20 protein-coding genes and 1 riboswitch are annotated in these 19,143 nt (G+C 58.2%); of the genes, 7 read left to right on the top strand and 13 right to left on the bottom strand.

From position 1 onward, the window contains the following. Positions 1–22: 22 nt before the first annotated feature. The 12 genes from ABWV79_RS13475 to dnaK form a co-directional block, all read right to left on the bottom strand. Entirely contained in the window at positions 23–757 is a 735-nt protein-coding gene (locus ABWV79_RS13475; protein WP_353392575.1) for an ABC transporter permease, read from the bottom strand. Next, positions 754–1,479 (bottom strand): ABC transporter ATP-binding protein, encoded by a 726-nt coding sequence (locus ABWV79_RS13470; RefSeq protein ID WP_353392574.1) that lies wholly within the window; start codon positions 1,477–1,479, stop codon positions 754–756. The genes ABWV79_RS13475 and ABWV79_RS13470 overlap by 4 nt, the downstream gene beginning before the upstream one ends. Then, complete coding sequence (gene tenA, locus ABWV79_RS13465) at positions 1,476–2,150, bottom strand: thiaminase II (protein ID WP_353392573.1); 675 nt, start codon at positions 2,148–2,150, stop codon at positions 1,476–1,478. Before tenA ends, ABWV79_RS13470 begins: the two co-directional genes overlap by 4 nt. Beyond that, positions 2,147–3,082: an ABC transporter substrate-binding protein gene (locus ABWV79_RS13460; protein WP_353392572.1), complete on the bottom strand. Its 936-nt coding sequence runs from the start codon at positions 3,080–3,082 to the stop codon at positions 2,147–2,149. Before ABWV79_RS13460 ends, tenA begins: the two co-directional genes overlap by 4 nt. Positions 3,083–3,102: 20 nt before the next feature. Continuing rightward, positions 3,103–4,068 (bottom strand): HesA/MoeB/ThiF family protein, encoded by a 966-nt coding sequence (locus ABWV79_RS13455; RefSeq protein WP_353392570.1) that lies wholly within the window; start codon positions 4,066–4,068, stop codon positions 3,103–3,105. Beyond that, positions 4,065–4,658, bottom strand: coding sequence for a thiamine phosphate synthase (locus tag ABWV79_RS13450; protein ID WP_353392568.1), 594 nt, complete (start codon positions 4,656–4,658; stop codon positions 4,065–4,067). Before ABWV79_RS13450 ends, ABWV79_RS13455 begins: the two co-directional genes overlap by 4 nt. Then, a complete protein-coding gene (locus ABWV79_RS13445) occupies positions 4,655–5,419 on the bottom strand; it encodes a thiazole synthase (protein ID WP_353392567.1) in 765 nt (254 codons plus the stop codon). Before ABWV79_RS13445 ends, ABWV79_RS13450 begins: the two co-directional genes overlap by 4 nt. A 2-nt stretch (positions 5,420–5,421) precedes the next feature. Beyond that, a complete protein-coding gene (thiS, locus tag ABWV79_RS13440) occupies positions 5,422–5,616 on the bottom strand; it encodes a sulfur carrier protein ThiS (protein WP_170355656.1) in 195 nt (64 codons plus the stop codon). Further along, the gene (locus ABWV79_RS13435; protein WP_353392565.1) at positions 5,600–6,577 is read right to left on the bottom strand and encodes an FAD-dependent oxidoreductase; all 978 of its coding nucleotides are present in this window, start codon (positions 6,575–6,577) and stop codon (positions 5,600–5,602) included. The genes thiS and ABWV79_RS13435 overlap by 17 nt, the downstream gene beginning before the upstream one ends. Then, positions 6,574–7,377: a bifunctional hydroxymethylpyrimidine kinase/phosphomethylpyrimidine kinase gene (gene thiD, locus ABWV79_RS13430; RefSeq protein ID WP_353392564.1), complete on the bottom strand. Its 804-nt coding sequence runs from the start codon at positions 7,375–7,377 to the stop codon at positions 6,574–6,576. The genes ABWV79_RS13435 and thiD overlap by 4 nt, the downstream gene beginning before the upstream one ends. Positions 7,378–7,423: 46 nt before the next feature. Beyond that, positions 7,424–7,530, bottom strand: a riboswitch (TPP riboswitch). 173 nt (positions 7,531–7,703) lie between these two features. Continuing rightward, positions 7,704–8,849: a molecular chaperone DnaJ gene (dnaJ, locus tag ABWV79_RS13425; protein ID WP_353392563.1), complete on the bottom strand. Its 1,146-nt coding sequence runs from the start codon at positions 8,847–8,849 to the stop codon at positions 7,704–7,706. Positions 8,850–8,923: 74 nt separating this feature from the next. Continuing rightward, on the bottom strand, positions 8,924–10,831 hold the full coding sequence (dnaK, locus tag ABWV79_RS13420) for a molecular chaperone DnaK (RefSeq protein ID WP_353392562.1): 1,908 nt from the start codon (positions 10,829–10,831) through the stop codon (positions 8,924–8,926). A gap of 213 nt (positions 10,832–11,044) precedes the next feature. On the opposite strand from dnaK, the gene ABWV79_RS13415 reads away from it, so the two are divergent. After that, on the top strand, positions 11,045–11,647 hold the full coding sequence (locus ABWV79_RS13415; protein ID WP_170355651.1) for an alpha-ketoglutarate-dependent dioxygenase AlkB family protein: 603 nt from the start codon (positions 11,045–11,047) through the stop codon (positions 11,645–11,647). Here ABWV79_RS13415 and ABWV79_RS13410 read toward each other — a convergent pair. Next, entirely contained in the window at positions 11,644–12,471 is an 828-nt protein-coding gene (locus ABWV79_RS13410; protein WP_170755481.1) for an ABC transporter permease, read from the bottom strand. The genes ABWV79_RS13415 and ABWV79_RS13410 overlap by 4 nt on opposite strands. Before the next feature lie 122 nt (positions 12,472–12,593). Here ABWV79_RS13410 and cysQ point away from each other — a divergent pair, with 122 nt between their 5' ends. The 6 genes from cysQ to ABWV79_RS13380 all read left to right on the top strand — a co-directional run bounded on the left by cysQ (position 12,594) and on the right by ABWV79_RS13380 (position 19,140). Beyond that, entirely contained in the window at positions 12,594–13,391 is a 798-nt protein-coding gene (gene cysQ / locus ABWV79_RS13405) for a 3'(2'),5'-bisphosphate nucleotidase CysQ (RefSeq protein ID WP_353392561.1), read from the top strand. Continuing rightward, complete coding sequence (locus ABWV79_RS13400) at positions 13,391–14,191, top strand: 3-deoxy-manno-octulosonate cytidylyltransferase (RefSeq protein WP_353392560.1); 801 nt, start codon at positions 13,391–13,393, stop codon at positions 14,189–14,191. The genes cysQ and ABWV79_RS13400 overlap by 1 nt, the downstream gene beginning before the upstream one ends. 70 nt (positions 14,192–14,261) lie before the next feature. Further along, the gene (galE, locus tag ABWV79_RS13395) at positions 14,262–15,245 is read left to right on the top strand and encodes a UDP-glucose 4-epimerase GalE (protein WP_353392559.1); all 984 of its coding nucleotides are present in this window, start codon (positions 14,262–14,264) and stop codon (positions 15,243–15,245) included. 7 nt (positions 15,246–15,252) lie between these two features. Continuing rightward, entirely contained in the window at positions 15,253–16,320 is a 1,068-nt protein-coding gene (locus tag ABWV79_RS13390; protein ID WP_353392558.1) for a glycosyltransferase family 2 protein, read from the top strand. A 136-nt stretch (positions 16,321–16,456) separates the two neighbouring features. Further along, the gene (locus ABWV79_RS13385) at positions 16,457–17,443 is read left to right on the top strand and encodes a glycosyltransferase family 2 protein (protein WP_353392892.1); all 987 of its coding nucleotides are present in this window, start codon (positions 16,457–16,459) and stop codon (positions 17,441–17,443) included. After that, the gene (locus ABWV79_RS13380; protein ID WP_353392557.1) at positions 17,440–19,140 is read left to right on the top strand and encodes a DUF5927 domain-containing protein; all 1,701 of its coding nucleotides are present in this window, start codon (positions 17,440–17,442) and stop codon (positions 19,138–19,140) included. The genes ABWV79_RS13385 and ABWV79_RS13380 overlap by 4 nt, the downstream gene beginning before the upstream one ends. Positions 19,141–19,143: the final 3 nt, after the last annotated feature.

Genomic DNA, 19,143 nt, shown 5'->3' with positions numbered 1-19,143 from the left:
CGCCGAATCGGTTTCCAAACCGTTAACGCGCTTCACCTGCCATGCGCGCCGTGGCGCGGCGAATGATCATATGCAACAGGATGGAAAACACGCCCAAAGTGAGCATTGCGGCAAACATCAGATCGGTCTTGGCGCGCCCATTGGCCAGCAGCATTAGATAGCCCAAGCCTTGAGACGAGCCCACCCACTCGCCAATCACGGCCCCGATGGGCGCATAAACCGCCGCCAGCCGCATCCCCGACGCCAGCGAGGGCAGCGCCGCCGGAATGCGGATATGCCACAACACCGCGCGCGGGCTGGCCTGCATGGTCCGGGCAAGATCCAGATAGCCGGGCGGCGTGCGCATCAACCCGTCAAAAAAGGACGAGGTGATCGGGAAATAGATAATTAGCACTGCCATCGCCACTTTGGACCACAGCCCATAGCCCAGCCACAGGGTCAACAGCGGGGCCAGCGCAAACACTGGCAGCGCCTGCGTGAACACTAGCATCGGCTGCACCAACACCCGCGCTGCCCGCGAATTGGCCAATTGCAGCGCGGTCACCACGCCCAAAACGGTGCCTACGGCCAAGCCAATCACCACCTCAACCGCCGTGATCCAGGTATGTTCGGCAATCAACCAGCGGTTCTGCCACCATGTTTCGGCCACCAGCGCAGGACCGGGTAGGATGAATTTCGGCAGACCCGTCAGGCTGACAATCGCCTGCCAGACGGCCAGCGCGAATACAGTTGCGGCAAGGGCGGACAGGATCTTCATGCCGCCTCTCTCAACAACCGCAACAACGCGCCCTGCGTCTCCAACGTTTCCAGGTCATCCACATGGCGCGGAGCCGGGGCCGAGGGCGGATCGCAGGGCGTCAGCCCCTGCGCGGTCATCACCATGATGGATTGACCCAGACGCGCGGCCTCGGCCGGATCGTGCGTCACCAGCAATACGGTGCGCCCCGCCAGCGACTCGGCCGCCAGATCCTGCATATCGGCGCGGGTGCGGGCGTCGAGGGCAGAGAACGGCTCATCCAACAGCACGATGGGCCGGTCCTCCATCAACGTACGCGCCAAGGCCACGCGCTGACGCTGACCGCCAGACAATTCTCCGGGTTTTTTGTCCAGATGATCCTGCAATCGCATCCGCTCGATCAGACGGTCCCGGCGGGCCAGGTCGGGTTTTTCCCCGCGCAGCCGCGCGCCCAGAGACACATTCTGCGCCACCGTCGCCCAAGGCAGCAGCAGGTCGTCCTGCGCCATGTAAGCGACGCGGCTTTGCACTGGCTGCGTGTCGCTGGCAGTGATCTGCCCTTTGAAATCTGCGCCCGTCTCCAATCCAGCAATCAGGCGCAAAACGGTGGTTTTCCCCACACCCGATCCGCCCAACAAGCAGGTCCACTGCCCCGCTCCAAGGGTCAGGGTCAACGGCGCGAACAATGGCGCGCCGTCGATTGTGGCCGAGCCACTGATGGTCAGATCAGGCGCTTGGGTCACGGGGTCAGGCCCATTTGCCAGAAGTTGACCTCAAGCTCGGTCGCAGTGCGGAAGGTCTGACACAGTCGATCCCAACGCGGTGAGGCTTCGAAATCTGCCCCAATACGCCGCGTTAGAGCCTGATCCAGCAATTCTCCTACCGCTTGACATGCGCCTTGGTAGTCCTCACCGGCATAGGTGTTGATCCAATCGCGATAGGTCTCGGATGTCGCCTCAGCAGCCAGGCGCGCGCCGATCTCACCATAACCCATGACGCAAGGCGCAAGGGCCGCCAGAAGATCCAGCAAGTCTCCGCTATACCCGGCCTCTAGCACGAACCGCGTGTATGCCAGATTTTCGGCTAGCTCGGGAGTCGCGAACAGCTCCTCCTGCGAAATCCCGGCCGCTTCGCAGATGCCGATATGCAGCTGCATTTCTTCGGCGACCAGAGCATTCACTGTTCCCACAGCGGTCAACATCTCGGAATGCGTTTCCGATTTCACCACCGCCAAAGCCCAGGCGCGGCTAAAATGGATCAGGAAGACGTAATCCTGCCGCAGATAGTGCAGGAACGCCTCACGCGGCAGCGTTCCGTCCTTCATGCCTTCAACGAAGGCGTGGCGGGTATAATCCCGCCACGGCCCTTGCGCCGCATCACGCATCAGCGCGAAGGCTTTGCCGTACCCGCTCATTGCGCGGTCACATCAATGGTGATGTCACTGACCGGATTGATGCTGTCGATCATGCCGCTGTCTTTCAGGAACGCCTCGAACCGTGCGTAGCGACCAGCGTCAAAACCAGCCGGACGCAAGGCAAAACGGGGCAGCGTGTCGACCCATGCACGGGCGTTCAGCTCATCCTGTAGCTCGGGCGAGGTGGCGGCGAAAATCTCCCAGCTTTTTTCGGGGTTGTTGACGATATACTGCGTGGCTTTCTCGGTCGCGGCCAGAAAACGCGCGATCATGTCGGCATCCATGGTTTCGGGATTGGCCACATAGATCAGCTCATCATAGGGCGGCACGCCTTCTTCCTCGATGTAAAAGCAGCGGCCCGCGACACCTTCGATATCCATTTGGTTCAGTTCGAAATTGCGGAACGCACCGATCACCGCATCCACCTGCCCGGTCATCAGCGATGGCGAGAGCGAGAAGTTCACGTTGATCAATTCGATATCGTCCAGCGCCACACCATGGGCATTCAGCATGGCGGTCAGGATCGCTTCTTCCACGCCCGCGACCGAGAAGCCGATCTTTTTACTCTTGAGGTCGGCTAAAGATTTAATCGGACCGTCTTCCAACACCAGAAGGCAGTTCAGCGGGGTCGCAACCAGCGTGCCCACGCGTTTCAGCGGCAGCCCTTCGTGGATTTGCAGGTGCAGCTGCGGCTGGTAGGACACCGCCAGTTCAGCTTGACCTGCAGCCACCAGACGCGGCGGGGCAGAAGGATCGGCCGGCGGGACGATTTCAACCTCAAGCCCCTGCTCGGCGAAATAGCCATTTTCCTGCGCCACGATGATCGGGCCGTGATCGGGGTTGATGAACCAGTCCAGCAGGACGGTCATCTTGTCCTCGGCCCAGGCTGGCGCAGCGGCCATTAGGGCGATGGCGGTGATCAACTTTTTCATATCTCGCGTTTCCTTTTCGCTTACGAGGTCGAGGCCGCGACGAGGACGATCTCGCCCGGCCAATCCGGTTGAATTTGTTCGGCAGCACGCCATGCGCGCAGGCCAGTGGCGCAACACAAGGCCAGTCTTTTGCCTTGTTTAGGATCTATTACACGCAAATTTTCGGGCGAAACGCGTTGCGCATTGGGGTGGGCTGGGATTGCTGCCTCTGCCTCATCGCGCAGCTCGACGATCTGGTCCTTCGTGCTGAGTTGGCTGGCCGAGACGAACCGAAAACAGCTATTGGGTTCGGGCGCGTTGTCGAACCGGAAGGTGCTGGTACGCAGGGTACGGGCGTCGTATTGAACCATCTGCCCCAAGGGCGAGGGTGAGATCCCAAGGATCAGGTTTAGCGCCATCTGTGCCTGCATCGCGCCTATTGTCCCAACGACCGGACCCAGTACACCGGCGGTTGCGCAGCTCGCTCCGCTATCGGGCGCGTCAGGGAACACCGCGCGCAACGAGGGTGCCCCTCCGCAGAACCCACCAACATAGCCCGATAACCCCAGTACCGAGGCGCTGATCAACGGTTTCCCCTGCGCCAGACACGTGTCCGACAGAATATAGCTGGCCGCATAGCTATCCGCACAATCTAGGATCACATCAGCCTGCGCGACCATATTGGGCGCATTTAAGTTGGTTAGAGCCTGTTTCAGCGCCCCAACATCAATCTCACTATTCAAGCTCCGGCAGCGCTCAGCCGCCACATCAGCCTTGGGTCGACCACAATCCGCCTGCGTAAACAAAGTCTGGCGATGCAGGTTGGACAAATCGACTGTATCCCCGTCCATCACCGTGATCCGCCCGACACCAGCCCCAGCCAGCAAGGGTAGAACCGGCGCAGCTAACCCTCCGGCCCCTACAACAAGCACATGCGCCGCAGACAACCGCGCCTGCCCTTCTGCCCCCACCTCAGGCAGGATGGTTTGGCGGGCATAACGGCTCATCGGGTGGCCTCGATCCATTGGCGCACGCGCGCTTCGGGGTCAGTGTTCAGGGTGATATCTGTCACGACCGAGACGATATCCGCCCCCGCCTGCAGAACACCCGGCGCGCGTTCGACGCTCATCCCGCCGATCCCGACCAGAGGGATATCGCCCACCCGCGCCTTCCATTCGGTGACACGTGGCAGGCCCTGCTGATGCCATTTCATCTTTTTCAGGATGGTCGGAAAAACCGGCCCCAGCGCCACATAATCCGGGTCCATGGCCAGAACGCGTTCCAACTCGTCGTCATCATGGGTCGATACGCCCAGCTTCAGTCCAGCCTTGCGAATGGCTTGCAGGTCGGCGTCGTCCAGATCCTCCTGCCCCAGGTGAATCCAGTCACATCCGGCCTCAATCGCGGCCTGCCAATAGTCGTTCACCACCAGAACCGCGCCATGCTGGCGGCACAGATCACGCGACAGGGTAATCTGTTCATGCACCGCATCGGGCTGATCCTTGACGCGCAGCTGCACCAGTTTGACACCCAATGGCAGCATCCGCCGCAGCCAGTCCGAGTGATCAAAGATCGGGTAAAAGCGGTCGAGGCTCATGACAGAAACGCCTTTCCGATCACGGGGGTCGAGGGTTCAGCCATATCGCGCGCCTCAATCGGGTCGGCTTGATGGGCCAGTTGCCCGGCCTCAATCGCCTGCATCATGGCCTGCGCCATCGCCGGCGGATCACCAGCACGCGCGACAGCCGTGTTCAGCAGAACAGCGTCATAACCCAGCTCCATCGCGCGCGCGGCGTGGCTGGGCAGGCCGATGCCAGCATCAATCACCAACGGCACATCCGGGAATTCCGCCCGCATCGCCCGCAAAGCGTATTCGTTGTTCAATCCGCGCCCCGACCCAATCGGCGCGCCCCAGGGCATCAGCACCTCACACCCTGCGGCCAGCAGACGTTCACCCACGATCAGATCATCGGTGGTGTAGGGGAAGACCTGAAACCCATCCTCGGTCAGAATGCGGGCAGCTTCGACCAGTTGGAACACATCCGGCTGCAGGCTGTCCGTGTGGCCGATCAGTTCCAGCTTGATCCATTTGGTGTCGAACACCTCACGCGCCATATGGGCGGTGGTCACAGCCTCTTTGACCGTGTGGCACCCGGCGGTGTTCGGCAGGACCAACACGCCCAGATCGCGGATCATCTGCCAAAATGTTTGCCCCGCGCCAGATTCCCGTCGCAGCGACACGGTGGCCACCCCGGCCCCGCTTTCCCGAAACGCCTGCTCCAGAATGGCCGGGCTTGGATATTGCGCCGTGCCCAGCATTAAGGGGTTGGACAAATCTGTGCCGTAAAACGTTTTCATCCTCAGCCCCCCTGCATCGGTGCGACGACCTCGACCCGGTCGCCATCTACCAGTTCGTGCGCAATGCGCAGGCTCGAAGGAACGAATTCCTCGTTCACCGCCGTTGCGACCCGGCCCGAGAATCCGCATTCAACCAACATTTCCGCCAGCGTCAGAGCCGTTATTTCTCGGGTCTCGCCATTAAGCACGATCTTCATCGACCATCTCCGAATGTTTATTTTCAAGCGCCAGATCGGCCACACCCTGCGCCAGCGCCGGGGCCAGTAGATAGCCGTGGCGATAAAGACCGTTGGCGTAAATCATGTGCCCCAACCGCCGAATACGCGGCAGGTTGTCGGGGAATGCAGGACGTAGATCGACGCCAATCTCCAGCACCTCGGCCTCGCCGAAGGCCGGATTCAACGCATAAGCCGCGCTGAGCAGTTCCAGCATAGACCGCGCGGTGATGCGGCTGCTGTCCTCGCTCTCGATCATCGTCGCACCCAGCATGTAGACGCCATCACTACGCGGAACGATGTAAAGTGGCATCCGAGGATGCAGCAACCGCACCGGCCGGGTCAGAGTGACCTCGGGGCAGCGGATCACCAACATCTCACCCTTCACACCTCGCAGATCATGCAAGACCTCGCGCGCGTGCAGTCCCCGGCAGTCAATCGCGTTTTCCAACCGCGAAGGCGCAAGCTTGCGGTGGAACACAACGCCCTGATCCTGCAACTGGCGATACAGGTCATGCAGCGCTTGACGCGGATCAAGATGTGCCTCTTGCGCAAAGTGCAGACCCTTGGGGAAATCATGTAAATCAGGCTCTAACTCGGCGATTTTAGATTGATCGACTTCGACGAATGCTTCAGTGCTGCGCGCAAATCGTCGTAAATCAGGCAGGTCGCGCGGATTGGCCACAACCAACGTCCCACACCGCTGCACCTGAGTCCGCGCGGCCCACCAATCCAACGCGGTCTGCCCCAAACGCATCACTGGCTCTTCAGCATTTTCATACTCGCACCATGGGGCTAGCATCCCACCGGCCCACCAAGAACAACCATGTGCTCCGGGTGGCCCGCCGGGGTCAAAAACCTGCACTTGTGCCCCGCGCGAGACCATTTCGCTGGCCACAGCCAAACCAGCAACGCCTGAACCTATGACCGACCAGATCGTCACGCAGGCCAAACCTGATGGAAATGATGCACCGGCCCATGACCATGCCCAATGTTCAAACGATCTGCTTGTGCAATCGCGCCCTGCAGGTATTCGTGCGCCTGCGCGACTGCGTTGGGAACTGACAACCCCTTCGCCAATCCCGCCGCAACCGAAGAAGACAACGTGCACCCGGTGCCATGCGTATTTTTGGTTTGACGGCGGGGGGCCGAGAATTCAGCGATCAAGCCCGTCCGATCTATCAAAAGATCATGACAGACGTCTCCCTTTCCATGCCCCCCCTTCATCAATACGGTCTGAGCCCCAAGGTCGCATAGCGCAAGCCCCTGTTCGATCATCTGTTCTGTAGTCTCCGCGTCCGACAAGCCCAGTAAACATGACGCCTCGGGCAAATTCGGCGTCAGTACAGAAGCACACGGCACCAACACGTCACGCAATGTCTGCACCGCGTCCTCGGCCAGCAAGGAGTCACCCGATTTGGCGATCATGACCGGGTCGAGCACAATCGGACCGCCGAACCCGGTGATACTGTCAGCCACGGTTCGGATTATTTCTGGAGTTGCCAGCATCCCGATCTTGATCGCCCCGACATCCAGATCGCTAAGCACGGCCTCAATTTGTGCTGCAATCACATCCAACGGAACACCGTGAACAGCCGTCACTGCCCGCGTGTTCTGCGCAGTGATCGCCGTGATCACGCTGGCGCCATACACTCCAAGAGCAGACATGGCCTTAAGGTCGGCTTGAATGCCGGCCCCCCCTCCACTGTCCGAACCTGCTATCGTTAAGGCAATAGACGCCATATCGTTGCTCCAGATAATCTTGGGCAATCGTGGCGTAGAAAACGTCCATAATTTGGCGACCGTTCCCTCCGCCGGTATTGCCCGGATCAGGTTCGATGGGTTGACGCAATAGCACCTCTCAGCCCCTCACAAGAGGCACCCCAACGGTTGGTGCGGAACATTTCAGGCACGCGAGAAATAATCAAGAGGATTCTGCGAGGCTCTGCCTCACGTTCCGAGCTACTTGTGGCCAGATAAAGTTCGAATCCCCTGCTTCATCTGGCTATAAATATCTCGGGGGAGTCGCCCGGAACGGGCGGCGGGGGCAGAGCCCCCTACCTGGCTTTTCAGCCCTTCATTCCATCCCAGAAAGACTTGACGGATGAGAAAAAGCTTTTGGACTCTGGGTGGTTGTCTTCACCTAAGTCGTCGAACTCTTTCAACAGCTCTTTCTGGCGGCTTGTCAGGTTCACCGGCGTTTCCACCGCAAGTTCAATGAACATGTCCCCTACACCACCACCGCGCAACGCCGGCATACCTTTACCACGCAGGCGCATCTGACGGCCAGACTGGCTACCAGCTGGAATCTGAACGCGACCACGCCCGCCGTCGATGGTGGGGACTTCGATCGAACCGCCCAGCGCTGCTTTGGCCATGCTGACAGGTACGCGGCAATAGAGGTTCACGCTGTCACGTTCGAACAGTTTGTGGTCCGACACTTCGACGAAGATGTACAGATCACCCGGAGGGCCACCCCGCATTCCAGCCTCGCCCTCGCCCGCTAGGCGAATGCGCGTACCGGTTTCGACACCAGCCGGAATATTGACCGACAGAGCGCGTTCTTTTTCGACGCGACCCGCACCGCCACAGGATTTACAGGGGTTCTTGATGATCTGACCCAGACCCGAACAGGTCGGACAGGTGCGTTCCACCGTGAAAAAGCCCTGCTGCGCACGGACCTTACCCATGCCCGAACAAGTGGGGCAGGTCGTGGGTTCTACACCACCTTCCGCACCCGAGCCATCACAGGCCGAGCAGGCCACAGCGGCAGGCACGTTGATGGTTTTTTGCAGACCCGAGAACGCCTCTTCCAGCGTCACGCGCAAGTTATAGCGCAGGTCCGAGCCGCGCGCCGCGCGACGTCCACCGCCTCCGCCACGTTGGCCGCCCATGAAATCGCCGAACAGATCGTCGAACACGTCGGAAAACGCGCTCGAGAAATCGCCCTGACCAAAGCCGCCGCCAGGACGGCCGCCACCGGTGCCGTTTTCAAAAGCCGCGTGGCCGAAACGGTCATAGGCTGCCTTGCGCTCGGCGTCCTTCAGGATGTCATAAGCCTCGTTCGCTTCTTTGAACTGGGCCTCAGCGTCCGGGTTGTCCTTGTTGCGGTCGGGATGCAATTCCTTGGCCTTCTTGCGAAAACCCTTCTTGATCTCATCCGCCGATGCGCCCTTGGTTACGCCGAGCACATCGTAGTAGTCGCGTTTTGACATCAGTATGTCCTTCTGCCTCAACGTAAATGGGCCGGCCCGGAGAACGGACCGGCCCGAATTGGCCCGGTGAGCCGTTAGTTACGTTTGTCGTCGTCCAGATCTTCGAACTCGGCGTCGACAATGTCATCATCGCCCGGTGCGGCATCGGCTGCGGCCGGTTCATCTTCGCCATCTTCAGCTTGCGCCTTGTAGATGGCTTCACCCAGCTTCATCGCGGCTTCGGTGACGTTCTGAATGCCAGACTTGATCTTGTCGGCGTTTTCAGTTTCCAGCTCGTCCTTCAACGCGGCAATCGCCAGCTCGATGGCTTCGATGGTGGTCGGGTCGACCTTGTCGGCATGCTCTTCCATCGACTTCTCGGTCGAGTGGATGAGGCTTTCCGCCTGGTTCTTGGCATCGACCAGCTCGCGGCGCTCCTTGTCGGCTTCCGCGTTCTCTTCGGCGTCCTTGACCATCTTTTCGATATCGTCGTCGGACAGACCGCCCGAGGCCTGAATGGTGATCTTCTGTTCTTTGCCGGTGCCTTTGTCCTTGGCCGAAACCGAGACAATGCCGTTGGCGTCGATGTCGAAGGTCACCTCGATCTGAGGCATGCCGCGCGGTGCGGGTGGGATATCTTCGAGGTTGAACTGACCCAGGATCTTGTTGTCCGCAGCCATTTCACGCTCACCCTGGAACACGCGGATGGTTACGGCGTTCTGGTTGTCTTCGGCCGTCGAGAAGACCTGAGACTTTTTGGTCGGGATTGTCGTGTTGCGGTCGATCAGGCGGGTGAACACGCCGCCCAGCGTCTCGATGCCCAGCGACAACGGGGTCACGTCCAACAGAACCACATCTTTGACGTCACCCTGCAGAACACCGGCCTGAATGGCGGCGCCCATGGCAACGACTTCGTCCGGGTTAACGCCTTTGTGGGGCTCTTTACCGAAGAACTTGGTGACCTCTTCGATCACTTTCGGCATCCGGGTCATACCGCCGACCAGAACAACTTCGTCCACGTCAGCAGCCGACAGACCGGCGTCTTTCAGAGCGGCCGCGCAGGGCTTCATCGACTTCTTGATCAGGTCGCCAACCAGTGATTCCAGCTTGGCACGGGTCAGCTTCATAACCATGTGCAGCGGCTGGCCATTGGCACCCATCGAGATAAACGGCTGGTTGATTTCTGTTTGCGAGGTCGAGGACAGTTCGATCTTGGCTTTCTCGGCAGCTTCTTTCAGACGCTGCAGGGCCATCTTGTCGGCCGACAGATCGACGCCGTGTTCTTTTTTGAACTCATCCGCCAGGTAGTTGACGATGCGCATGTCAAAGTCTTCACCACCCAGGAAGGTGTCGCCGTTGGTCGACTTAACTTCAAACAGGCCGTCGTCGATTTCCAGAATGGTCACGTCGAAGGTACCACCACCCAGGTCATAGACCGCAATGGTTTGGGTTTCTTCCTTGTCCAGACCGTAGGCCAGCGCGGCAGCTGTCGGTTCGTTGATGATCCGCAGCACTTCCAGACCGGCGATTTTACCGGCGTCTTTGGTGGCCTGACGCTGAGCGTCGTTGAAATAGGCGGGAACAGTGATGACCGCTTGCGTAACTTCCTCACCCAGATAGCTTTCTGCGGTTTCCTTCATCTTGCCCAGAGTGAAGGCCGAGATCTGGCTTGGGGAGTACTTTTCACCGCGGGCTTCGACCCACGCGTCGCCGTTACCGCCATTCACGATGGCATACGGCACCATTTTCTTATCTTTTTCGACTTCGGCATCATCCACACGACGACCGATCAGACGCTTGACGCCAAAGATCGTGTTGTCGGGGTTGGTGACCGCCTGACGTTTTGCAGGCTGACCGACCAGTCGCTCATCTTCGGTGAAGGCGACGATCGAGGGCGTGGTCCGCGCCCCTTCGGCGTTTTCGATGACCTTCGGCTGCGAGCCGTCCATGATAGCCACGCACGAGTTGGTGGTTCCCAGGTCAATCCCGATTACTTTACTCATATGTTCGATCCCTTTCTATTTAAGGCGATGTCCCGAGGCCGGGACCCGTTATGGCATCCCTGCCTCGATCTCAATTGCGCAATGGCCCTACACCATCACGCGTCCCGGCGTATATAAGGGCGAGACCAAAAGCCTGCAAGCGGTGTAAATCGCAGGTTTTCGGGAATCTGTGGCCTTTTTTGCAAGGTTTTGGCAAGGATTGGGGAATCTTGGATGGCACGGCTGCTTTTGCGCGATTTCGATATACGAAAAGCTTATCTGGACGGGCACGCTCAGGCGCAACTGGTCGATATGCTGCGGCCGATTCTGAAATCTGCGCCATTGTTTCGACCAACTACGGCTTCGGGCAAGGAAATGTCAGTCCGCATGACATCCGCCGGATCTTTGGGATGGGTATCAGATAAAGCGGGATATCGGTATCAGGATCTGCACCCTAAAGGAATGTCATGGCCTGCTATCCCCGATCCCATCCTTGATATCTGGCGGGACCTCGCATCATCCGAACGCGATCCCGATTGCTGCCTGATCAACTACTACGGCGAAGGAACGCGCATGGGGCTTCATCAGGACAAGGACGAGGCGGATTTTTCATGGCCCGTTCTGTCTGTCTCACTGGGTGATGACGCGCTGTTTCGCATCGGCAATACCACCCGCGGCGGCAAGACCGAGTCGATCTGGCTGAACTCGGGTGATGTCGTAATCATGGGCGGACCTGCTCGCCTGGCCTATCATGGCATAGACCGAATTAGGTTCGGTTCATCCCGGTTGCTGCCCAAAGGGGGGCGGATCAATCTGACCTTGCGTGTCGCACGTTAACTGCGGGCACCCCAGCTTTGCGAGATATGCTGGCGCGTAAAGAAAATGCCCAGCAGCCCGATCAGCAGCAAGACAAGACCGACCCACAGCGGGTACTCCCAACTTGTGTTGCGCGGAAAGTAGTTGCGAAACACAAACCCGCGGCACTGGTCAATGATATGAAACAGCGGGTTCCAGATGAACATCAATAAAGTAAACCCTCCCAAACTGTTTGCTACAAACATCTTGCCCGAGAAAATCATGTTCATACGCCGGTACACGGTCGAGGAAATGGACACAAAAGTTGGCAGCCAAGGCTTCAGCGCCATGAATACAACGCCTACAGCGCATCCCGTGAACCATGCCAAAACCAGCATGTAGAACGCACCACCCGGATCTTGCACCTCAAGCGGCTCGATCGCGACGTGGTATACAAACAGGATCACCAGGATCGAAACGAGCTGAGTGTATAATGTCCCAAAGGCCGCTGCCAAAAGCGATACCATCATGTTCATCGGAGAATGCAACATCATCGGATTGTTGCCCGTTGAAACCCCAGACACACCGCTTACAGATTTCACATGGGTCAGAAACAGAAATACCCCGGACAGCAAAAACAGGATCGGGTTACCGCGAATCTTCGCAACACCTGTGATTTTACCAACCAAGGTCATGATCAGATAGAACACCGTGACCAGCGCAAGAATTTGCACAATGTTCATAATCACGGCCAGTACAGCATTCGACCGTTGCGAGCGGATGCTGCGCACAACCGCATGATAGATCAGCTCAAGTGTGGTAAAGGCACCGCCCACCAGCGATTTATTTCGCTCAAAATAAAACACGTACGCACTCTTTCCCGCTGAATCGCCTGCAATTTGCCACGAATTTCTTGCCGTTCCGTAACCGGCGCATCATAAGGCCGTCAGGATTTTCGATCAACAAATCACTGGAACGGAGCATTGTTGTGACCTACGACGCCCTCATCCCTGTCATTCGACGCCTCGCCTTGGAAGCTGGCGACAAGATCATGGAGATTTATGAGGCAGATGATTTCGACGTCAAAGTCAAATCCGATGCCAGCCCCGTGACCGAAGCGGATGAGGCTGCAGACGCTCTGATTTCGGCCGGGTTGCGCGCTGCGTTTCCCGATATTCTGCTGGTGACCGAGGAACAGGCCGCCTCGCATTCGGAGAAAGGCGAAACGTTCCTGATCGTTGACCCGCTGGACGGGACCAAGGAATTCATCAACCGGCGCGGCGATTTTACGGTAAACATCGCTTTGGTCGAGAATGGCGTGCCGACGCGCGGCGTTGTCTATGCACCTGCTAAAGGGCGCATGTTCTATACCCAACCGAATGGCCAATCGGTCGAGGAAACCGGCACGTTGGACAAGGCACAAGCGAGCGATGTGTCACCGATATCAGTCTCTAAACCGGACAATTCGGCGTTGATGATCGTGGCGTCGAAGTCGCACCGGGATCAGGCGACCGAGGATTACATCAACAAATATCAGGTCAAGGACAGCAAAAGCGCGGGCTCGTCGCTGAAATTCTGTCTGGTCGCCACAGGCGAAGCAGACCTCTACCCCCGCGTGGGCCGTACGATGGAATGGGACACCGCCGCAGGCCACGCTGTTCTGGCCGGTGCGGGCGGACACGTGGTGCGGTTCGACGATCATTCCCCCCTGACCTACGGCAAGGACGGCTATGCAAACCCGTTCTTCATCGCCTACGCTCCGGGTGTTGAGCTGAAGGAGGCCTGATGTCTGTTCTCATCGCTATTCCCGCCCGCTACGCCTCGACCCGCTATCCGGGCAAACCGCTGGTGCCGCTGACCGGGTCTAGCGGCAAAGCCATGACCCTGATCGAACGGTCCTGGCGCGCGGCCTGTTCGGTGTCGAGCGTCGACAAGGTGGTTGTCGCCACCGATGATGACCGCATCCGCGAAGCGTCAGAGGCGTTTGGGGCCGAGGTCGTGATGACCTCGGAAACTTGCCAGAATGGCACCGAACGTTGCGCCGAAACACATGCCAATCTGGGCGCGGGCTACGACATTGTGGTCAATCTGCAGGGCGACGCACCCCTGACGCCGCATTGGTTTGTCGAGGACCTGATCGCGGGCCTGCGCGCCGCACCCGACGCCGGGGTTGCCACGCCAGTGCTGCGTTGCGACGGGGACGCGCTCAACAGCCTGCTGAACGACCGCAAACACGGGCGGGTCGGTGGCACCACCGCCGTTTTCGCGGCAGATCATAGCGCGCTCTATTTCTCGAAAGAGGTGGTGCCCTATACCGCGCAGTCCTATGCGGCCACTGACGACACCCCGGTGTTTCACCATGTGGGCGTCTATGCCTATCGCCCCGATGCGCTGGCGGCTTATCCCACATGGCCCACGGGCCCTCTGGAACAGTTGGAAGGGCTAGAACAGCTACGCTTCATGGAGAACGGCCGCAAAGTTCTGTGCGTCGAGGTTGAGGCCAAAGGCCGCCAGTTCTGGGAGCTGAACAATCCACAGGACGTGCCCAAGCTGGAACAGATGATGGCCGAGATGGGCCTGGATTGAATAAAACTGACGCTGGCGTGTTTATCCAACAGGAACTAAACACGCCCGGTTTCGAAAACTGGATACTGAATTGACGCATATTCTTGTCACCGGCGGGGCCGGATATATTGGATCGCATGCCTGCAAGGCGCTGGCGCAGGCCGGCTATACACCTGTGACCTATGACAACCTGATTACCGGTTGGCAGGACGCGGTGAAATTCGGCCCGTTCGAACAGGGCGACCTGCTAGACCGCGCCCGGTTGGATGAGGTTTTTGCCAAGTACCAACCCGCCGCCGTGATGCATTTCGCCGCCCTCAGCCAGGTGGGTGAGGCGATGTCCGAGCCTGGTAAATACTGGACCAACAACGTCACCGGCTCGCTAAACCTGATCGAAGCCACGGTCGCCGCGGGTTGCCGGAACTTTGTGTTCTCATCGACCTGCGCGACCTACGGCGAGCATGACAATGTGGTGCTGGATGAAGACACCGCGCAATTGCCGCTGAACGCATATGGGGCCTCAAAACGCGCGATCGAGGATATTCTGAGGGATTTCGAAGCAGCGCATGGACTGAACCACGTGATTTTCCGCTATTTCAACGTGGCGGGCGCAGACCCCGAGGGCGAAGTGGGCGAATTCCACCGCCCTGAGACTCACCTGATCCCTTTGATGCTGGATGCCATTGACGGCAAGCGCGACGGGCTGACTGTGTTCGGCACCGATTATGATACGCCCGACGGGACATGTATCCGCGACTATGTGCATGTTTGCGATCTGGTGGATGCCCATGTGCTGGGGCTGAATTGGCTGGAACAGGGCAAGGGCAGCCGGGTGTTCAATCTGGGCACCGGCTCGGGCTTTTCGGTGATGGAGGTGATCGGCCATTCCAAAGCCGTCACCAACCGCGAGGTGCCCTATTCAATCGGCCCACGCCGGGCTGGAGACTGCACCAAACTGGTTTCAGGGTCCGTCCGGGCCGGGGAGGAACTGGGTTGGTCGCCGGAAAGATCAACGTTAGAGACTATGATTGGCGACGCCTGGCGTTGGCACCAGAACGGCAATTACGAGAAATGAGCTTTTGGTGACCGATTCCGCGCCCGATAACCTTCCGCCCATCAGTTGGACGCAGAAGTATCGGTTGCGGCTGAAACGGAGGCGACTGCTGTGGCGATCCTTTCGCAGTCGCCACGACCTGACGGCCCTGGCAAACCGGACCGCAGGGATCGGACAAGACACCATTTTGGCGTTTACCACTCTGCGCAACGAAATCACCCGTCTGCCCTGGTTCCTGCGCCATTATCGCGCGCTGGGTGTTGACCACTTTCTGATCGTGGACAATGGCAGCGATGACGGCTCGGTCGAGCTGCTGCGCGACCAACCGGATGTTTCACTGTGGCAAACCCAGGCCAGCTATCGTGCGTCACGCTTCGGCTTGGATTGGCTGACATGGTTGCAGATGCGCTATGGTCACGGGCACTGGACCTTGATGGTGGATGCCGATGAACTGCTTGTCTATCCTGACTACGACACCCGGACCTTGCACGACCTGACCGCATGGCTGGACGCAAGGGGACAACGCGCTTTTGGTGCTTTGATGCTGGACCTGTACCCCAAAGGTCCGCTGGGTGCCGAACCTTATAACTCTGAAACCGACCCAACCGACCTGCTGAGCTGGTTCGATCCGGCGCCTTACAGATCACGAAGGCAATCGCCTTTAGGTAATCTCTGGGTGCAGGGCGGTGTGCGGGAGCGCATGTTCTTTTCAGATAGGCCGGACCGATCTCCAACCCTGAACAAGATTCCACTAATACGTTGGTCGCGGCGGTATGCCTTTGTAAACTCTTGCCATTCCGCATTACCCCAAGACTTGAATGCCACCTACACCGGGCCGAATAACCAAACCCCATCCGGGGTATTGCTGCATACGAAATTCCTGCCCGAGATCGTCGAAAAATCGCAGTCCGAAAAAACCCGCCGACAGCATTTCCACGATCCAGATCAATTTGGTGACTACTATGACGGGATAGCCGATCGGCCGACTCTCTGGACCTCTCAATCCGCACGCTACACGGGTTGGAAAACGTTGCAACAAGCCAAACTGATGGGTCTAATTGAGTGGGAAACCGCCACTGGGGCTAACGACTTGTAAATGCATTGCTTTGATACATGAAAAAATGGCATAACTCGACAATCACCCGGCACCACTCTGGCACATCCAGGCCCCGGGGATGCTCGCGTAAATCAAAAGGTTGGGCGGTCACGTGAGCCTGTTGGATTCTTACCGAATGAGACTGCGGCGCAAGCGCCGTATTTTGCGCTGCGTTCGAAAACGACGCGATCTTTCGACCGTCTCGAACAACACTGGTAAGATCAAACGCCGCGACACCCTGCTGATGAGCGTGGTGCGGAATGAAAAAATCCGCCTTCCTTATTTTCTGGAATATTATCGTAAGCTGGGTGTTAACCATTTTCTTTTCGTGGACAATGACAGTGACGATGGCACGGCCGAGTTCCTGGCCGCGCAGCCGGATGTTTCGGTCTGGCATACAAACGCCAGCTATCGGCGCGCGACCTTCGGGATAGATTGGTCGAACTACCTTCTGCGCAAATATGCCCATGGGCACTGGGTTCTGACCGTGGACCCGGATGAGTTTTTTATCTACCCGTTTTGCGACACGCGGCCGCTGCGGGCACTGACAGATTGGCTGGACGGATGCGCCGTTCGCAGCTTTGGCACGATGCTGCTGGATATGTACCCGCGTGGCCCGGTCGATGCACAGGTTTACACCGAAGGGCAGGATCCGTTTGAAATCGCTCGTTGGTTCGATTCCGGCAATTACATGATCACCCGGAACCCGGAATACGGAAATCTGTGGATACAAGGTGGGCCGCGGGCACGGGTATTCTTTCGCGACACCCCGTCAAAGGCACCAGCGCTTAACAAAATCCCGCTGGTTAAATGGGATCGTCGCTATGCTTATGTCAGCTCGACTCATTCGCTGCTGCCACGAGGGTTGAACCAGGTCTATGACGAATGGGGCGGCGAAAAGACCAGCGGCGCGCTGCTGCACGCCAAACTGATCAATACGCTGGGCGAAAAAGCCCGCGAAGAAATGGGCCGTCGCCAGCATTATCGAAAATCCGGGGAATATCAGGCTTATGCGCAAGGCCTGGACGAGCAGCCCGTCTTTTGGTGCACGTGGTCCGAGAAGTACATCAATTGGCGACAGCTTGAGATTCTGGGCCTTATGTCCAAAGGAAACTGGGCATGAGCAATCTGGGCGTCCTCATGCTGGTACACACGGCTCTGCACCGGGCCGAGCAGGTTGCTCGGCATTGGACGGCGTCAGGCTGTCCCGTCGTGATCCACGTGGATCAGAACGTGTCAGATCAGGTCTTTTCGGATTTTGTGGCCTCTTGCGATGACAATCCACTTATCCGGTTCTCCAGACGTCACAAATGCCCGTGGGGCAGTTGGGGCCTTGTTGAGGCGTCGCAGGCAGGGGCCGAACTGATGCTGGACGCGTTCCCAGACGTTCACCATGTTTACCTGTCCTCGGGCGCTTGCCTACCTTTGCGACCAGTACCTGAACTGATCGAGTACCTCGCGCAACGCCCCAGAGTGGATTTCATCGAAAGCGCAACCACGGCAGACGTAAGCTGGACAATTGGTGGCCTGGATCAGGAACGCTTTACGCTGCGATTTCCGTTTTCATGGCGCAGGCATCGCAAACTGTTTGATGCCTATGTCAAATTGCAACGTGCACTGGGAATGCGTCGCAGCATTCCCAAGGGGCTGGTTCCGCATATGGGTAGCCAATGGTGGTGTCTGACACGCCAGACCCTGTCCGCAATTCTGCAAGACCCCAAACGCAAGGTGTATGATCGCTATTTCCGGCGGGTGTGGATTCCGGACGAAAGCTATTTCCAAACACTCGCCCGATTGTATTCCACACATATCGAAAGCCGGTCACTGACCTTGTCCAAATTCGATTTCCAAGGTCGTCCGCATATATTCTACGACGACCATTTACAGCTTTTGCGGCGGTCCGATTGTTTTGTGGCCCGCAAGATCTGGTGCAATGCCGACCGCTTGTATCAGACCTTTCTGACCAAACAGAGCAGCGCAGTCTCTCCGGCTGAGCCGAACCCCGGCAAGATCGACCGAGTGTTTTCCAAAGCGGTCGAGCGTCGCACGCGCGGGCGGGATGGCTTGTACATGCAAAGCCGCTTTCCCCGGCATGGCAGCGAGAACGGTCTGACGTGTTTTCCCTACTCAGTGTTTCAGGGCTTTACGGAACTGTTCGACGATTTTGAAAGCTGGCTTACGGATACGACTGGTGCACGCGTCCATGGTCATCTCTTTGCCCCGGAACGTGCCCAGTTTTCGGGGAGTGAGACGATCTCGAATGGCGCACTCAGCGACTGCGCGACTTTGCGGGATTATAACCCAACCGCCTTCCTGTCTAATCTGATCTGGAACACGCGCGGCGAGCGGCAGTGTTTTCAATACGGGCCTCGCGACACGCAGTCGCTTAATTGGTTTCTGGCGCGCGACAAAAATGCTCAGATTTCAGTCGTGACCGGGGCGTGGGCCATATCTCTGTTTCGGTCAAATATGAATTTTTCGGATATCCGGGCCGAGGCCGCGCGCCTTCAGCAGATCGAAACCAAGCAGCTCGAGGTTTTGAACTCGGTCTGGACCAAAGCGCGGGTACGAACGTGGTCACTGGCTGAATTCGTCGAATCCCCCATGGAACCCCTGCAAACTGTGGCAGACGAAATTGGAATGCAGACCCAAGCCCACCTGACAACCGCGCCGACGATGGTCGACCTGAGCGGCTTCGGACAGTTTCTGCAGAACCTAAAAAACCAAGGAATGCACCCTTACCTGATGGGCGATTTTCCTGCCGATGATGTGTTCGGCAAACGGACAAGACCCTATCACAAACCCTATCTGGTGCAGTGACCA

The sequence above is a fragment of the Ruegeria sp. HU-ET01832 genome, from assembly GCF_040371315.1.
Classification (GTDB): Bacteria; Pseudomonadota; Alphaproteobacteria; order Rhodobacterales; family Rhodobacteraceae; genus Ruegeria; species Ruegeria lacuscaerulensis_A.
The sequence above is the reverse complement of the archived record's forward strand: the minus strand, read 5'-3'. Positions and strand labels throughout refer to the sequence as shown.

Excerpts from the sequence above, each read along its gene's own strand:
- ABWV79_RS13475 (WP_353392575.1), bottom strand. The coding sequence starts at position 757 with ATGAAGATCCTGTCCGCCCTTGCCGCAACTGTATTCGCGCTGGCCGTC.
- tenA (WP_353392573.1), bottom strand. The coding sequence starts at position 2,150 with ATGAGCGGGTACGGCAAAGCCTTCGCGCTGATGCGTGATGCGGCGCAA.
- ABWV79_RS13460 (WP_353392572.1), bottom strand. The coding sequence starts at position 3,082 with ATGAAAAAGTTGATCACCGCCATCGCCCTAATGGCCGCTGCGCCAGCC.
- ABWV79_RS13455 (WP_353392570.1), bottom strand. The coding sequence starts at position 4,068 with ATGAGCCGTTATGCCCGCCAAACCATCCTGCCTGAGGTGGGGGCAGAA.
- ABWV79_RS13450 (WP_353392568.1), bottom strand. The coding sequence starts at position 4,658 with ATGAGCCTCGACCGCTTTTACCCGATCTTTGATCACTCGGACTGGCTG.
- ABWV79_RS13445 (WP_353392567.1), bottom strand. The coding sequence starts at position 5,419 with ATGAAAACGTTTTACGGCACAGATTTGTCCAACCCCTTAATGCTGGGC.
- thiS (WP_170355656.1), bottom strand. The coding sequence starts at position 5,616 with ATGAAGATCGTGCTTAATGGCGAGACCCGAGAAATAACGGCTCTGACG.
- thiD (WP_353392564.1), bottom strand. The coding sequence starts at position 7,377 with ATGGCGTCTATTGCCTTAACGATAGCAGGTTCGGACAGTGGAGGGGGG.
- dnaJ (WP_353392563.1), bottom strand. The coding sequence starts at position 8,849 with ATGTCAAAACGCGACTACTACGATGTGCTCGGCGTAACCAAGGGCGCA.
- dnaK (WP_353392562.1), bottom strand. The coding sequence starts at position 10,831 with ATGAGTAAAGTAATCGGGATTGACCTGGGAACCACCAACTCGTGCGTG.
- ABWV79_RS13415 (WP_170355651.1), top strand. The coding sequence starts at position 11,045 with ATGGCACGGCTGCTTTTGCGCGATTTCGATATACGAAAAGCTTATCTG.
- ABWV79_RS13400 (WP_353392560.1), top strand. The coding sequence starts at position 13,391 with ATGTCTGTTCTCATCGCTATTCCCGCCCGCTACGCCTCGACCCGCTAT.
- ABWV79_RS13385 (WP_353392892.1), top strand. The coding sequence starts at position 16,457 with ATGAGACTGCGGCGCAAGCGCCGTATTTTGCGCTGCGTTCGAAAACGA.
- ABWV79_RS13380 (WP_353392557.1), top strand. The coding sequence starts at position 17,440 with ATGAGCAATCTGGGCGTCCTCATGCTGGTACACACGGCTCTGCACCGG.